At 68.1% G+C, this 15,555-nt stretch carries 13 protein-coding genes; 8 read left to right on the top strand and 5 right to left on the bottom strand.

What is annotated here, in order from left to right; all coding sequences use genetic code 11:
• Window positions 1–267 precede the first annotated feature (267 nt).
• The gene (locus AC1RGU_RS04635) at window positions 268–5,373 is read left to right on the top strand and encodes a DUF5801 repeats-in-toxin domain-containing protein (protein ID WP_492695058.1); all 5,106 of its coding nucleotides are present in this window, start codon (window positions 268–270) and stop codon (window positions 5,371–5,373) included.
• Between the two features lie 91 nt (window positions 5,374–5,464).
• Here AC1RGU_RS04635 and AC1RGU_RS04630 read toward each other — a convergent pair whose 3' ends face one another.
• Window positions 5,465–6,559, bottom strand: coding sequence for a PA0069 family radical SAM protein (locus tag AC1RGU_RS04630; protein WP_492695056.1), 1,095 nt, complete (start codon window positions 6,557–6,559; stop codon window positions 5,465–5,467).
• Window positions 6,560–6,693: 134 nt separating this feature from the next.
• Here AC1RGU_RS04630 and AC1RGU_RS04625 point away from each other — a divergent pair, with 134 nt between their 5' ends.
• From AC1RGU_RS04625 to AC1RGU_RS04600, 6 genes are all read left to right on the top strand, one after another.
• Window positions 6,694–7,296 (top strand): GbsR/MarR family transcriptional regulator, encoded by a 603-nt coding sequence (locus tag AC1RGU_RS04625; RefSeq protein ID WP_354347325.1) that lies wholly within the window; start codon window positions 6,694–6,696, stop codon window positions 7,294–7,296.
• 69 nt (window positions 7,297–7,365) lie between these two features.
• Window positions 7,366–7,797 carry a thiol-disulfide oxidoreductase DCC family protein gene (locus tag AC1RGU_RS04620; RefSeq protein ID WP_492695054.1) on the top strand — a complete coding sequence of 144 codons (432 nt, stop codon included), beginning with the start codon at window positions 7,366–7,368 and terminating at the stop codon, window positions 7,795–7,797.
• A gap of 40 nt (window positions 7,798–7,837) precedes the next feature.
• Window positions 7,838–8,782: an SAM-dependent methyltransferase gene (locus AC1RGU_RS04615; protein ID WP_492695052.1), complete on the top strand. Its 945-nt coding sequence runs from the start codon at window positions 7,838–7,840 to the stop codon at window positions 8,780–8,782.
• A gap of 30 nt (window positions 8,783–8,812) precedes the next feature.
• A complete protein-coding gene (locus tag AC1RGU_RS04610; protein ID WP_492695050.1) occupies window positions 8,813–9,853 on the top strand; it encodes an SRPBCC family protein in 1,041 nt (346 codons plus the stop codon).
• Entirely contained in the window at window positions 9,850–10,467 is a 618-nt protein-coding gene (locus AC1RGU_RS04605) for a DUF4166 domain-containing protein (protein ID WP_492695048.1), read from the top strand. Before AC1RGU_RS04610 ends, AC1RGU_RS04605 begins: the two co-directional genes overlap by 4 nt.
• 7 nt (window positions 10,468–10,474) lie before the next feature.
• Window positions 10,475–10,822, top strand: coding sequence for a DOPA 4,5-dioxygenase family protein (locus tag AC1RGU_RS04600; RefSeq protein ID WP_070059711.1), 348 nt, complete (start codon window positions 10,475–10,477; stop codon window positions 10,820–10,822).
• Here the strand turns inward: AC1RGU_RS04600 and AC1RGU_RS04595 are convergent.
• The 3 genes from AC1RGU_RS04595 to AC1RGU_RS04585 all read right to left on the bottom strand — a co-directional run bounded on the left by AC1RGU_RS04595 (window position 10,819) and on the right by AC1RGU_RS04585 (window position 13,884).
• Window positions 10,819–11,451, bottom strand: a complete 633-nt coding sequence (locus tag AC1RGU_RS04595) for a phosphoribosyltransferase (protein WP_492695045.1) — start codon at window positions 11,449–11,451, stop codon at window positions 10,819–10,821. The two genes, AC1RGU_RS04600 and AC1RGU_RS04595, sit on opposite strands and share 4 nt — an antisense overlap.
• A gap of 83 nt (window positions 11,452–11,534) precedes the next feature.
• The gene (locus AC1RGU_RS04590) at window positions 11,535–12,869 is read right to left on the bottom strand and encodes a Rieske 2Fe-2S domain-containing protein (RefSeq protein ID WP_492695043.1); all 1,335 of its coding nucleotides are present in this window, start codon (window positions 12,867–12,869) and stop codon (window positions 11,535–11,537) included.
• A gap of 31 nt (window positions 12,870–12,900) precedes the next feature.
• Complete coding sequence (locus AC1RGU_RS04585) at window positions 12,901–13,884, bottom strand: tripartite tricarboxylate transporter substrate binding protein (RefSeq protein ID WP_492695041.1); 984 nt, start codon at window positions 13,882–13,884, stop codon at window positions 12,901–12,903.
• 115 nt (window positions 13,885–13,999) lie between these two features.
• On the opposite strand from AC1RGU_RS04585, the gene AC1RGU_RS04580 reads away from it, so the two are divergent.
• Complete coding sequence (locus tag AC1RGU_RS04580) at window positions 14,000–14,827, top strand: helix-turn-helix domain-containing protein (protein ID WP_307585898.1); 828 nt, start codon at window positions 14,000–14,002, stop codon at window positions 14,825–14,827.
• A gap of 10 nt (window positions 14,828–14,837) precedes the next feature.
• Here the strand turns inward: AC1RGU_RS04580 and AC1RGU_RS04575 are convergent, their stop codons facing one another.
• Window positions 14,838–15,494, bottom strand: a complete 657-nt coding sequence (locus tag AC1RGU_RS04575) for a glutathione S-transferase (RefSeq protein ID WP_062476661.1) — start codon at window positions 15,492–15,494, stop codon at window positions 14,838–14,840.
• Window positions 15,495–15,555: the final 61 nt, after the last annotated feature.

The raw sequence follows: 15,555 nt of genomic DNA, 5'->3' as shown, positions 1-15,555 counted from the left end.
TATTGGGAGGCAGCCGGAGCTTAATGATAAAGACCACAAATTCCTGCAGACAGGTCTGCCGACCTCGCAAGGTATCAAAGGGTAAGGGCGCGCGATCGGCGCGGCGCATCACCCAGTGGGTGACAACTTTTATCCTATGGACAGGGCGCAGCCCGGCGGTTCAGCATCCCTTTCTGCTGATATGTGAACGTGGTTGATCGCCAGTGCATGCAGGTCAATCGGGAGCACTGATTCCAGTCGGCGCATCTTTTCAACCAAGGAGTTCCCATGGCTGCGCTCAACCTGACGGCTGGCTCGACCGTCACCCTGGATGAATCCGCCAATTTGCAGAACCTTGCCGCTACTCCCGCTGCCGCCGGCGACAGTAACGACAATGACATCTCCGCAAGTTCGCTGCCCACCGCCTTCAGCACCCGCCTGACGGCCCAAGGCGTCGGCACCGCCATCAACGCGGCGTTGAGTGGCTACAACGGGACCAACACCGGCACCAACGCCTTCACGTTCAGCGTGACGGGCACGGTCACCGACATGTCCTTCACGGACGCGAACGGCGCGCCGCTCAATGGCCTGGACAGCGGCCTCAATACGGCCGACGGCGAAGACATCTTTTTGTATACCGACGCGACCAACAACAACGTCGTCTACGGAAAGACCGCCCTCAATGCCGTCGTGTTCGCCGCCTACCTGGAAGAGACGGGCAGCCCGGTGAACGGCGCCAAGATCTGGACTGTCCAGTACGAAGCGATGTCGAACCCTGACGCGGCCAACGCCGACGATCCGATCAACCTGACGGACAAGGTCTTCGTCAGCGTCAGCCAGGACACGGAGTTCAACCTCGCCGACGCGCCCTCCGGCCAGAACCTGTTCCTGATGTTCACGACCGGCAGTCCGACCATCGTCGATGGCCGGATCTCCAACGTGTCGATCATCGCGACCGGCAAGGACCCGGCCAATCAGTCCGGTGCCAACCCCAACAGCACGGCCGACGACATCAACATCTCGACCGGCGACACGATCAACACCAGCAAGGCGGGCGGACCGACCACGTTCGGCACCAACAGCCAGATGATCACCGAGCAGGAAGGCATCCGCTTCACGTTCGTGACGGGCGCCCGGGCGGACGTCACCATTCCGAACCAGGACCAGAACGAGGCCGACCTGGAGTCGAACATCGACTTCACCGGCATGTTCGGCGCGCGGACCGCCGACTTCGACGTGGTGCAGCTGCAAAGCGGCAAGAGTGCCCAGGTCAAGATCTCGGCCTTCAGCACGGCGGCGGAGTCCGGCAACAGTTTCATCGACGGCTATGCAGGCGACGCGACCGTTGCGATCACCAGCGTGCGCGTGCTCAATTCCGTCACCGGGGCCGTGCTCGAAACCTTCTCGGCCGGTGCCGAAGGCGGACTGAGTTCGAGCCTCGCCATCAGCATCACCGGCGGCGTCGCGACCATCACCGGCGTCGTGGCCGGCCAATCGATCGAATACACGACGTCGGCGGACCACAACCGCGTGCTCATCGAAAACGGGGCGGCCCTCAATGCCTCGGGCAACACGCACGCGGACTTCGACATCGGGGGCTTCCGGCTGCTGCGGTCGTCCACCGCCACGGCGCAGATCGGCTCGCAGATGATCTTCGAGGACGACGGCCCGAGCATCGCGGTCGCCGACACGGCGCCGCCCGACGCATTGACGGTGGACGAGAGCGCCCTGGCCACCAACGCGTCGGCCAGCTTCGCCGACAACTTCACCAGCACGCCGAGCTACGGCGCGGACGGCGCAGGCACGGTCACCAGCGCCTACGCACTGAGCCTGAAGACCAGCGGCGCGGACTCCGGGCTGGACGACGTGGCCACCGGCAACAGCGTGTTCCTGTTCCTCAATGCCTCGGGCGTCGTCGAGGGACGCCAGGGCACGGACGCCGCGGCGGCCGCCACGGGCGACATCGTCTTCACGGTGAGCGTCAACGCCGCCGGCACGGTCACGCTCGACCAGGTGCGTGCGATCGTGCATCCGAACACCGCCAACCCGGACGATTCGAAGACACTGGCCGCATCCGACCTGATCGTGCTGACCCGCACCGACACCATCACCGACAGGGATGGCGACCCGAACACGGGTTCGGACTTCCTCAACATCGGCCAGGCCCTGAACTTCGAGGACGACGGACCGAGCATCACGGTGGCCGACACGGCACCGCCCGACGCATTGACGGTGGACGAAACCGCCCTGGCCACCAACGCGTCGGCCAGCTTTGCCGACAACTTCTCCAGCACGCCGACCTATGGCGCGGACGGCGCAGGCACGACCAGCAGCGCCTACGCGCTCAGCGTCAAGAGCGCCGGCGTCGCCTCGGGCCTGGTCGACACCCTGACGAACCAGAGCGTGGTGCTGACCGTCAACGCCGGCGTGGTCGAAGGGCGTACCGCCATCAGCGGTGCGCTGGTCTTCACCGTCAGCGTGGACGCTGCTGGCCTCGTCACGCTCGACCAGCTGCGTGCCGTCGTGCATCCGGACACCACCAACCCGGACGATTCGAAGACGCTCGCCGCGGCCGACCTGGTCGTGCTGACCCGCACCGACACCATCACCGACAAGGACGGTGACCAGAACACGGGCTCGGACTTCCTCAACATCGGCCAGGCCCTGAACTTCGAGGACGACGGACCGAGCATCGCGGTCGCCGACACGGCGCCACCCGACGCATTGACGGTGGACGAAACCGCCCTGGCCACCAACGCATCGGCCAGCTTCGCCGACAACTTCTCCAGCACGCCGACCTACGGCGCGGACGGTGCGGGCACGGTCACCAGCGCTTATGCGCTGAGCGTCAAGAGCGCAGGGATCGCCTCGGGCCTGGTCGACACCCTGACCAATCAGAGCGTGGTGCTGACCGTCAACGCCGGCGTGGTCGAAGGACGTACCGCCATCAGCGGTGCGCTGGTCTTCACCGTCAGCGTGGACGCTGCGGGCCTCGTCACGCTCGACCAGCAGCGCGCCGTCGTGCATCCGGATGCCACCAACCCGGACGACTCGAAGACGCTCGCCGCAGCCGACCTGATCGTGCTGACGCGCACCGACACCGTCACCGACAAGGACGGCGACCAGAACACGGGCTCGGACTTCCTGAACATCGGCCAGGCCTTGAACTTCGAGGATGACGGGCCGAGCATCACGGTGGCCGACACGGCGGCCGCCGATCCACTGACAGTGGACGAGACCATCTTCGCCACCAACGCGTCGGCCAGCTTCGCCGACAACTTCACCAGCACGCCGACCTACGGCGCGGACGGCGCAGGCACGGTCACCAGCGCCTACGCGCTGAGCGTCAAGAGCGCGGGCGTCGCCTCGGGCCTGGTCGACACGCTCAGCAACCAGAGCGTGGTGTTGACCCTCACCGCCGGCGGCGTGGTCGAAGGGCGCACGGCCGGCGGCGGATTGCTGGTCTTCACCGTCAGCGTGAACGCCGCGGGCCTCGTCACGCTCGACCAGCAGCGCGCGGTCGTGCATCCGGACGCCACCAACCCGGACGATTCGAAGACGCTTTCTGCAGCCGACCTGATCGTGCTGACCCGCACCGACACCATCACCGACAAGGACGGCGACCAGAACACGGGCTCGGACTTCCTGAACATCGGCCAGGCCCTGAACTTCGAGGACGACGGACCGACCATCCTGGCGCGGACCGACCTCATCTATGCGAACACCAGCAACCCGTCACCCGGCGGCACCGGCACCTTCGACTACGAGATCGGCGCCGACGCGCGGTCGAGCTACAGCGTCTCCAACTCCGACTTTTCAGCGATCACGCTGACCGGCACGGTGGGCAATGCGGCGATCACCAGCCCGACGGTGACCTGGACCTCCGAGACGGCGACGGGCGCCTCGTTCGCCGTCAGCTTCAGCTACAAGCCGGACCCGGGCTCGGCGACCACCACCAACGCGACCGGCACGCTGAGCTTCGACAAGGTGAACGGCACCTACTCGCTCGCGCTGAATGCGCCCATCGCGGGCTTCAACACCGTCTCGACCGGCCAGGCGCTGGGCTTCACCGGCTACACGGTGGGCACATCGACGGTCGACCAGACGCAGCCCGACGTGTCGGTGGCCCAGCTGAGCAGCAACTTCTTCGTGCAGTTCACCGGCTACAGCGAGCCGGGCGGCGGCACCGGTGCCAACAACATCCAGGCGATCGCTCCGGCAGCCCCGTTGGGCACGGCCAATGGAACCGCCTTCGTGAACGGCGAGCTGTTCAAACAGGCCGGGACGTGGGTGAGCGTGTCCAACCTGGCCAACGGCGTGGCGGGCGACACGATCCAGCAGGGCGAGGTGCTGGACCTCGACTTCTTCGCCGCGAACCCGTTCGGCTTCACGACCGCGACGCCGACCACGCAGGCCGCCGGCATGTTCCTCAAGTTCGACGGCATCGGCAGCGAGGACCTGGTGCTCGTGCTCAAGCTGGTGGACCCGGACGACGGCAGCCGCACGACGAAGGCCATCATCATCGACAACGCCGACATCATCAAATCCGGCGGCACCATTCCGGCCCCGTACAGCATCTCGCTGGACAACAACGACGGCGCGGTCATCATCGAGTCGAACGACTTCAACACCGGCACCGAGAACTACGTCATCGAAGGGGCACAGCTGCTGGTGTCGACCGAAGGCGTGACGGGCACGGCCATCAACCTCAATGCGCTGACCGGGGCCGGCGGCAACAGCACCACGCTGCAGGAATTCTCGGGAACACCCGGCACCGCCAACCCCGAAGCGGCCACGTCCGACAACGACGTCATCAAGATCTCGGACATCGGCTTCGTCACCCTCAACAGCGGCCAGCTCGACGCCAACCTGCAGTTCTCGCTGGCGGTCAAGGACGCCGACGGCGACGCCACCGCGACGCAGGTGCTGGACGTCGGCATCGTCGGCGGCACCGCCTTCACCGGCGGTGCGGACAACGAAGCGATCCAGGGCAGCGCGGGCAACGACACGCTCAACGGCGGCGGCGGCAACGACACGCTGACCGGCGGACTGGGCAAGGACTCGCTCACCGGGGGCGATGGCAACGATATCTACGACTTCAATGCCGTGGCCGAGAGTGCGGCCGGTGCGAACCGGGACGTGGTCTCCGGATTCATGAGCGGTGCGGACACGCTCGACCTGTCGGGCATCGACGCCATTTCGGGCAACGCGAACGCGGACGATGCCTTCAGCTACCTCGGCGATGCAGCGTTCACCAACGTGGCCGGACAGCTGAGGTTCGATGTCGCCACCCAGACGCTGCAGGCCGATATCGACGGCAACGGCACCGCCGACTTCGAAGTGCAACTGGTGGGCGTCGTGGCGCCGCCACCGCTGGACGACTTCTTCATGTAGGCCCGGGCATTGCGTGGAAGCGAGGGCGGCCCTAGCGACCGCCCTCGTCAGCCGCAGCGGCCGGGCCGGGGCGCGTCAGCGTTGATCGCACTCAGAACAGGCTGCCCTGCCCTTGCGCGCCGGGCGGGCGGAACGCGCTGGTGTCGAGCGCGATCCGCTCGCGGTTGAAGCCCAGCCGGTGTGTCGCCTTCTGGAAGCGCTGGTGGATCAGATCGGCCCACAGGCCGCTGCCCTTCATGCGCGTGGCGAAGTCGGCGTCGTAGTCCTTGCCGCCGCGCATCTCGTGGATGCGCGCCATCACGCGCTCGGCGCGCTGCGGATAGTGCAGCTCGAGCCATTCCTTGAAGAGCGGCGCCACCTCCCACGGCAGGCGCACCACGGTGTAGAAGGCGCTGCGTGCGCCGGCCTCCCAGGCGGCTTCGAGCACCTGCTCCATGTCCTCGGTGATGAACGGAATCTGCGGCGCCACGCTCACGCCCACCGGCACGCCAGCATCCGCCAGGGTGCGGATGGTGCGCAGCCGCCGGTGCGGCGCGGCGGCGCGCGGCTCGAGCTTGCGCGCCAGCTCGCCGTCGAGCGTGGTGATCGTGACGTACACGGCCGCGAGCCGGTCGGCGGCCATGGGCGCGATCAGGTCGAGGTCGCGCTCGACCGCGCTCGACTTGGTGACCAGCGCGAACGGATGCCGCACTTCGCTCAGCAGCTCGATCACGCCGCGCGTGAGCCGCAGCTCGCGCTCGATGGGCTGGTAGCAGTCGGTGGCGGTGCCGATCGCAAGGTTGCTGGGGCGGTAGCCCTTGCGCCCGAGTTCGGCGCGCAGCACCTCGACGAGGTTGCGCTTGGCGATGAGCTTGGTCTCGAAGTCGAGGCCGGGCGACAGGTTCAGGTAGCTGTGCGTGGGCCGCGCAAAGCAGTAGATGCAGCCGTGCTCGCAGCCGCGGTACGGGTTGAGCGAGCGATCGAAGGGGATGTCGGGCGACTCGTTGCTGCTGAGCACCGACTTCACGTCCTCGAAGCGCACCTCGGTGGCCAGCGGCAGCAGCCCGGCGGCCTCGGCTTCGCCGTCTTCCAGCGTGCCCCAGCCGTCGTCGAAGGCGTCGCGTTCGTCCTTGGAGAACCGGTGCGCGAGCCGCGTGGCCGCGCCTCGGCCCTTGATGATGTGGATGGGAACCTGGGCGGCGGGCATGGCGAGTCCTTGGAAGGAAACAGGAAACAAGTCGAACAACTGTTTATTCATACAGTATTTCACTTTTGATCCCGAGATGCTGAGTTTTTTGTTTCTGTCTTGACAGAAATTCAGGAATTCCTAAACTCGACGCCATGGAACTCACCGACATTCAACGCAAGTTCGTCCTGCACTGGGGCGAGATGGGCTCCATGTGGGGCGTGAACCGCACGGTCTCGCAGATCCACGCCCTGCTCTTCGCGCACGGCAAGCCGATGCACGCCGAAGAGCTGTCGGAAACGCTGGGCGTGGCCCGGTCCAACGTCAGCAACAGCCTGAAGGAACTGCAGGCCTGGAACCTCGTGCGCGTCACCCACACGCTGGGCGACCGGCGCGACTACTTCGAGACCAGCGTCGACGTGTGGGAGCTGTTCCGCACCGTGGTGCGCGAGCGCAAGGAGCGCGAGTTCGACCCCACCATCCGCGTGCTGCGCGAGATCGTCGCCAGCCCCGATTTCCAGAAGGAGCCGCCCGATGCGCAGGACCGCATCCGCTCCACCATGGACCTCATGACCAAGCTCGCCACCTGGGCCGACGAGATGCTGCGGCTGTCGCCCGGCACGCTCGACAAGGTGCTCACGCTCGGCGCCAGCGTGCAGAAGTTCGTGCGCGGCGACAGCCCACCGCCCCCCGCCCCTCCTGGCGCGGGCAAGGGCGACGACCCCGACGCGCACCACGCCAGCCTGCCCATGATCTGAGAAAGGCCGCGTCCTTTTTTTTGCCCTCTTATTTCTGTTTTGACTGAAATATCGAGAACCGAAAGCACCATGACCCGCTTCGCCCCCGCCACCTACCCGCTCACCGTCTACTTCGACGCCACCTGCCCGCTGTGCACGGCCGAGATGGGCGCCATGCAGGCGCGCGACAGTGCCAAGCGGCTGCGCCTGGTCGACTGCTCGCCCATCGGTTTCGCAAACGGCCCGGCGCCGCGCGAGGTGCTGATGCGCTCGCTGCACGCGGTCGATGCCGCAGGCCGGCTGCGCGTGGGCGTGGATGCCATCCGCGCCTGTCGCGCCGCGGTGGGCCTGCCGGCCGGCGGCGCCGTGCTCGACCTGCCGGTGGTCGGCCGGCTGGCCGACCGCGCGTATGCAGTGCTGGCGCGCAACCGCTACCGGCTGCCGCGCTGGCTGGTCCTGCGGCTCGCGGGGCACGGTGCGATCGCGCCGGCCACCTGCGCTGACGACCACTGCAAGCTCTAAAAAACCCACGCTGTCACACCCACGTCCGAAGGAGTTTCCGATGCCCGACGTCTTCCAGCCCGACTTCCGCCTGCCCGGCACTGCGCGGCCTGCGCCGCCCGCGGTCGAAGGCCACGTGAGCCGCGAGGACACGCAGGACTACTTCACCGAGGTCGCCGACGACTACCGCGCCTGGAGCCCCAGCTACAACATGCACTTCGGCTTCTGGCGCCTGGGCCTGAACCCGCTGCGACGCGAGGGCATGCTGATCGAGATGAACCGCACCGTCGGCCGCGCGCTGCGGCTCGACACCGCCGCCACCACCGGCCCGCGCTGCGTGCTCGACCTGGGCTGCGGCGCCGGCGCCACCTCGCGCACGCTGGTCGGCGACGACCCCGCGCTGCATGCGGTCACGGTGACCAACGTGCCGGTGCAGAACGGCATCGCCGCGCGGCTCGACGCGCGGGCCGGCGTGGCCGACCGCGTGGCGCACGTCGAGGCCGACTACACCCGCACCGGCCTGCCCGCCGCCCAGGCCGACGGCGCCTGGGCGCTCGAAAGCGCCTGCTACGCCGAAGGCACCGCCAAGGCCGACTTCGTGCGCGAGGCCGCGCGGCTGCTCAAGCCCGGCGCGCGGCTGGTGGTGGTCGACGGCTTCCTGCTGCGACGCCGGCCGGGCCGCCTCGCGGGCTGGCTGCACCGCCTGTGGGCCGACAGCTGGGCCGTGCCCACACTGGCGGTGCGCGACGACTTCACGGCCGCGCTGCGCGCGCACGGCTTCGAGGACATCGAGTTCACCTCGCTGCGTTGGCGCGTGGCACCGAGCGCGCTGCACATCCCCGTGCTGGCCACGCGCTTCACGCTGGCCGAACTGTGGAAGGCGCGCGGCAGGCTCAGCCCCTGGCGCCGCAAGCACATCGTCGCCAGCTACTGCGCGCTCGCGCTGGGCATGTTCTGGCGCGACTTCGACTACGCCATGGTGACGGCCCGGCGCAGCGCCAGCTGAGACATCACAAAAAGAGGAGAAGAGATTTCCATGCGCACCGAGCCCGAAGAAAGCAAACTCGCCGACCTGCCTGCCAACGACGACGTGCCGACCCCCAAGCCCGTGCGCGGCATGCCCTTCGGCTGGTTCTGGCCCATGTTCGCCGGCGCGGCGCTGGCGCTCGTGCTGCGCCTCGTCTTCAGCGGCGGCCCCGGCCAGCCCTTCTCGGCCATGCTGGGCTCCTTCGTCTATTTCGCGCCCGCGGCGTGCGGCGCGGTCACGGTGTACCTGGCCGAGCGCATCGAACGGCGCAGCTGGGGCTACTACCTCTGGGCGCCGTGGGTGGCCACTGCGCTGTTCGTCGGCGGCACGCTGATGGTGTTCATCGAGGGCATCATCTGCGCCGCCTTCATCGTGCCGCTGTTCGCGGTGATGGGCAGCGTCGGCGGGCTGGCCATGGGCATCGTGTGCCGCATCACCAACTGGCCCAAGCCCGCGCTCTACAGCTTTGCCCTGGTGCCGCTGCTGCTCGGCGGCATCGAGCCGCAATGGCCCAACCCCGACCAGTTCTCGAACACCTCGCGCACGCTCTTCATCGCGGCGCCGGCCGGGCGCGTGTGGCACGAGCTCAACGCCGCGCGCGACATCCGCCCCAGCGAAGTCGGCGACGCGTGGGCCTACCGCGTCGGCGTGCCGATGCCGGTGTCGGGCGTGACCGTCGACACGCCCGAGGGCCGCGTGCGCCAGGTGCAATGGCAGAAGAACGTGCACTTCGAAGAGGTCGTCACCGAGTGGCAGCCCGATCGCCTGCTGAAGTGGCGCTTCCGCTTCACGCCCGACTCCTTTCCCGCCGGCGCGCTCGACGACCACGTGATGATCGGCGGCCAGTACTTCGACCTGCGCGACGCCACCTACACCCTGACACCGCGCGACGGCGGCACCGAGCTGCGCGTCGCGGTGTCGTGGCGGCTGAGCACGCGCTTCAACTGGTACGCGGACCCGGTCATGCAGTTCCTGCTTGGCGACGCCTCCGAGAACATCCTGCGCTTCTACAAGGCGCGCAGCGAAGCCACCCAGGCGGTGGCGGAATGAGCGCGCCACCCGTCTTCCAGCAGGCGCTCGGCACCGCGTGGGGCCAGCTCGGCGACGTGATTCGCCGCCACTACACGATGGCGCCGTTCTCCGACGATTACGTGTGCGTGCGCGGCACGATGAGCGAGGTCTGGCACGCCCCGTGGGCCGCGCTGCTGATGCCCTTCGGCCGGCTGTTCGGCGCGCTGGTTCCGCACCAGGGTACCCAGGTGCCGATCGAGGTGCACTACCGCTGCCACCCTGACAACGCCCACCTCTACTGGGACCGCGTCTTCCACTTCCCGGGCAGGCCGCCTTTCCATTTCCGCTCGCACATGGAACACGACGCGGCGCAAGGCAGCGAGGTGATCGAATACGTGCGCTTCGGCATCGGCATGCGCCTGGCGGTGAGCGCGGAAGACGGCGCGCTGGTGTTCCGCGACCGTGGCTACATCTGGCGCCTCGCGGGGCTGCGCATTCCGCTGCCGCTGGGCCTCTTGCTCGGCACCGCCTACGTCGAGGAACGGCCCGATCCGTCCGACCCCGACCACTTCACGATGAAGATGCTGCTGCGCCACCGCTGGTTCGGCGACGTGTTTCGCTACAGCGGACGCTTCCGCCTCGGTTCACAATGAGCCCACCATGCCGCGCCGCCCCGAAAACCTCTACGCCCAGTACCACGCCCACATCTACTTCGCCCCCGCCACGCTGGCGCAGGCGCGCGAACTCAGCGAGCGCGCCGGCCGCGAGCTGATGGTGGTGGTGGGCCGCGTGCACGAACGCCTCGTCGGCCCGCACCCGCACTGGAGCTGCCAGCTCGCCTTCGACGCCGCCGAGTTCGACGAAGTCATCGGCTGGCTCGACGCCAACCGCAACGGCCTGGACATCTTCGTGCACGGCGTGACCGGCGACGACTTCGCGGACCACACCGCGCATGCGATGTGGCTGGGCGAAGAGAGCGCGCTCGATCTGCGGATGTTCAGGCGCTAGGACTGCGCCAGCAGCGCGCAGACTTCTTCATCCGTCGTCTGCGAGAAGTCTTCATACCAGGCGCCAACCGCCCGGAACACCGTGGGACAGCGCACGCACAGCACGTCGTCGGCTTCGCGCTGCAAAGCCTCGCAGGCCTCGGGCGACGCCACGGGCACGGCGGCGATCACGGTGCCGGCGCCCTGCCGCCGCAGCCCGCGAACCGCGGCGCGCATCGTGGCACCGGTGGCGAGTCCGTCGTCGATCACGAGCACCGTGCGACCTTGCACGTCGCACTCTGAGCGATCGCCGCGATAGACCTGCGTGCGACGCGCCAACTCGGCGAGTTCAGCACGGACCACGGCATCGATCTCCGAAGGCCGCAGGTCCAGCGTGCGCACCAGGTGTTCGTCGATCTCGGGCACGCCGTCGCCCGCGAGCGCGCCGAAGGCGTACTCGGGCTGTTCAGGCAGGCCCAGCTTGCGCACTACCAGCACGTCGAGCGGCAAGCGCAGCGCGCGGGCCACCTCGAAGGCCACCGGCACGCCGCCGCGCGGCAGCGCCAGCACCACGGCGTCCGCAAAACCGCCGCGCCGCTGCAGCAAGGCAGCGAGCTGGCGGCCGGCCTGTGCGCGATCACGAAACTTCACGGCGTGTGCTCCCGACCTGGGATGTTCACACGCCGTTCGCGTCGAGGCGAGCCCCGGCGCAAAGACCCGGATCGCGGCGTGCGTTACGCAGCCTCTTGCGTTTCCACCTCGGCGTCCGATGTGCCGCCGTGGACCTTGAAGAACTGCGCCCCTTCGACCTTCTGCCCGATGGCCTGCTCATACGCCGCGCGCACGTCGTCAGGCTGCCCGGCCTGCCCGAAGAAGTCCTTCAGATACGGCCCCAGCAGCGGATGCGCGGCCAGCTCCTCGCGCGGCAGGCCGTGCAGCATCTCGTCGCGGCAGGCCGATGGCAGGAACACGTCGCGGTTCTTCTCGGGGTCGCGGATCAGGCCCTTGGGCTCGTGCGCCGGGTCGGACTGCATCGACTCGAGTTCTTCGAAGAAGCGCCGGCGCATCATCACGATGCCCTTGTCGCTCTGGCCCAACTTCTCGCGCGTGCGGTCGGTGACGGTGCCCTGCCCAACCCAGACCACGAAGTCCTGGTTGGCGACGTGGCTGGTGATCCAGCGGCCCGTGGCCGGGTCCTTGATGGGGCCGTACCACGAGGGAATGCGTTCCTGCACATACGGCTCCTGCTCGGTCGGCACGCGGCTGAGCACCCACAACACGCTCAGCGTGTGGTGGTCGTCGATGGGCACGCGCCATTCGAAGTGGTGGCCCAGGAAGAAGCCGTTGGGCCACAGCGTGACACGGCCGGTGGTCCACATCACGTTGTCTTCGCGCTCGCCGCCGCGCAGGCGCTTGTAGACGAAGCCGTGCTCGAACTCCTCGAAGGCGAGCTTGAGGTGCGTGGGCACGTAGGGGCCTTCGTCGCCCTGCAGGCGCGTGGTCCAGTTGTTGTGCGTCCACTCGAAGTGCACGGGGTCGATGGAGTTCTCCTGGCACTGGAACCAGTTGCAGGGAATCTCGGCAAACACGGCCTGCGCGAAACCGTTCTTGCAGTTGAAGAGCTCCCAGTCGGGCAGCAGCGGCGCGGGCTGCGGGCCCATGTAGGCCCACAGCAGGCCGGCCTTTTCCTGCACGGGGTAGGCCTTGATCTTCGTGTTCTTGCGCATGCGCGCGTCGGGGTCCAGCGTTTCTTCAAACGGCTGGTGGATGCACTGGCCGCTGGTGTCGTACTGCCAGCCGTGGTAGCTGCAGCGCAGGCCGCACTTCTCGACGTAGCCGTACGACATGTCGGCGTTGCGGTGCGGGCAGCGCCGGTCGACGAGGCCGTAGTTGCCGCTCAGGTCCTTGTAGAGCACGAGATCCTCGCCGAGGATGCGCAGCGGCTTCACGGCCTTGTCGTCGAACTCGCTGGCGCCGGCGATCGGGTGCCAGTAGCGGCGCAGGTAGTCGCCCATGGGCTTGCCCGGACCCACTTCGGTCAGCAGGCGGTTCTTTTCTTCGCTCAACATGCATCGTCTCCTTGTCTGCGGGTGTGTAGGGTCAGTCGGCGCGGATGCCGAACTCGCGCACCAGCCGGCCGAAGCGCTGGTCGTCGTCGGCGATCTGGCGGGCCAGCACGGCCGGCTCGCCGCCCACGGGCTCGATGCCCAGCGCGGCCATGCGGGCCTGCACGTCGGGCATCTTCAAAATCTCGTTGACGTGGCGATTCAGCGTCTGCACGACCTCGGCTGGCATCGCTTTCGGCCCGAGCAGGCCCATCCAGGCGCTCACGTCCATGTCGCGGTAGCCCAGCTCCAGGAAGGTGGGCACGTTGGGCATGAGCTTCGTGCGCTGGCGCTCGGCCACGGCCAGCGGCACCAGCTTGCCGGCGGCGATGTGGCCCGCCACCGCGCCGGGCGTGATCCAGCCCACGCTCACGTGGCCGCCCAGCGTGTCGTTGACCACCGGTGCCACGCCGCGGTACGGCGCGTGCGCAATGGCCACGCCGGCGTCCTTGTTGAAGAGCTCGCCCGCGATGTGCATCGGCGAGCCCGCGCCCGGCGTGCCGTAGGTGAAGGCCTTGCCGGCCTTGGCGCCGGCCACCAGCTGCGCCACGGTCTGGATGCCGCTCGTGGGCGCCGTGACCATCAGCACCGGGATGTTGCCGGTCTTGACGATGGGGGTGAAGTCTTTCACCACGTCGTGCGCCACGCCGGGGCCGGCCTTGAGCACGTGCTGCGCGATGGGGAAGGTGCTGGGCGTGAAGAGCAGCGTGTAGCCGTCGGCCGGCGCCTTCGCGACCCAGGCGTTGCCGATCATGCCGCTCGCGCCCGGGCGGTTGTCGACCAGCACCGGCTGGCCCAGGCGCTGCGCGAGCTTCTCGGCGTAGGTGCGCGCGATAGCGTCGGTGTCGCCGCCGGCCGGGTAGGCGACGACCAGGGTGATCGGCTTCGCGGGCCACGATTGCGCCAGCGCCGCGGTCGCGGCGCACAGCAAAAGAATGGCTCCTGCAGCGGCACGGACCATGTTTCGTTGGTGGAACATCTTGCGTTTTCCTTCTCGGTGAGACGACGTGGGGGTGTCGTCGGACTGTAGGAATGGCGCCGCGTGGCCAGAAGATATAGTTTCACTGAGTGAACCTTTTTTCTTTGGAGGCGACATGTCGGACACCAGCGGCGCGCACAGCGTGAAGTCGATCGATGCCCTGCGCCGCGGGCTCGACGTGATGCTGGCCATCCAGCGTTCGTCGGCCGTCACGCTGCAGGAGCTGCACCGGCAGACCGGCCTGTCGAAAGCCACGCTGCTGCGCATCCTGAAGACGCTGCAACAGGCCGGCTGGGTGGAGCGCAACGAGCTGGAAAAACGCTACGTGCCCACCTCGGCCACCGGCCAGTCGGGCGCTGCGGCGGCATGGCGCACGCGGCTCACGGCCCTGGCCGCATCGCCGCGCGCCACGCTGCAGCGGCTGGTGCCGTGGCCGATCGACCTGGGCGTGCGCGACGGCACGGCGATGCTCATCCTCGACACCGACCGGCCGCGCAACGGGCTGGCGGTGAACTACCGCGCGCTGGGCTTTCGCCCGCCGATGCTGCTGTCGTCGCTCGGGCGCTGCTACCTCGCGTTCTGCCCCGAGGATGAGCGGCGAGAAATCGTTGCGGCGCTGGCGCGTTCACCGAACGATTTCGACCGCGGCGCGCGACGCCCCGACAGCATCCGCCGCATGGTGGCGCATGCGCGCGACCAGGGCTACGCGGCGCGCGACCCCACATCCACCAGCCTCGACTCGCCCGACCGCTTCGGCGCGGTGTCGGTGCCGGTGCGGCTGGGCGATCAGGTGGTGGGCTGCCTCAGCTGCGCGTGGCTGCCGGCGGTGAAGAGCGAACGCGAGATCGTGTCGGCGCACCTGGGCGACCTGCAGCAAGCTGCGCAGAGCATCGAGCGCCGGCTGCGGCAGGACGGCCTCGGCCTGCCGCCCGCGAGCGCCTAAAGAAGCAGCGTCAGAACTCCGCGTCGAGCTCGTCGATCTCGTCGGGCTCCTGCAGCGCAGCGGCCACCCATTCCTTCATGGCGGGCAGCTCCATCACGCGCTTGCAGTACGCGGCGCACACGCTGTCCAGCGCCACGTCGTAGCTCAGGAAGCGCGTGACCACGGGCGCGTACATCGCGTCGGCCATGCCGGGCTGCTTGCCGAAGAGGAACGGGCCGCCGTAGGCCTTCAGGCACTCGCGCCAGATGGCGACGATGCGGTCGATGTCGCCCTGCGCGCGCGACCACACCTTGAAGTTCTTGAAGCGGGCCTTGATGTTCATCGGCAGCGCGCCGCGCATCGAGGCGAAGCCCGAGTGCATCTCGCCGCAGATGGCGCGGCAGTGCGCGCGCGCCGCGGCGTCGGCGGGCAGCAGGCCGGCCTTGGGCTTGATCTCGTTGAGGTACTCGCCGATGGCCAGCGTGTCCCACACCTTGATGCCGCCGTGCTGCAGCGAGGGCACCAGCATCGACGACGACAGCAGCAGCATCTCGGCCTTCATGGCCGGGTCGTCGGGCGGGATGACCTTCTCGCTGAAGTCCAGCCCCGCGAGCCTGCACATCAGCCAGCCGCGCAGCGCCCAGGCGCCGTAGTTCTTGCTGCTGATCGTGAGAACGGGTTTGGCCATCGCGACACTCCTTGGACGATGCGTGCTGTGTGCAAGCGCCGTGCCACGAGTTGTTGTGCTT

Source organism: Variovorax sp. GW823-FHT02B07 (assembly GCF_058797695.1).
Note: the sequence above shows the minus strand (reverse complement) of the source record. Positions and strands in the feature narration are given on the sequence as shown.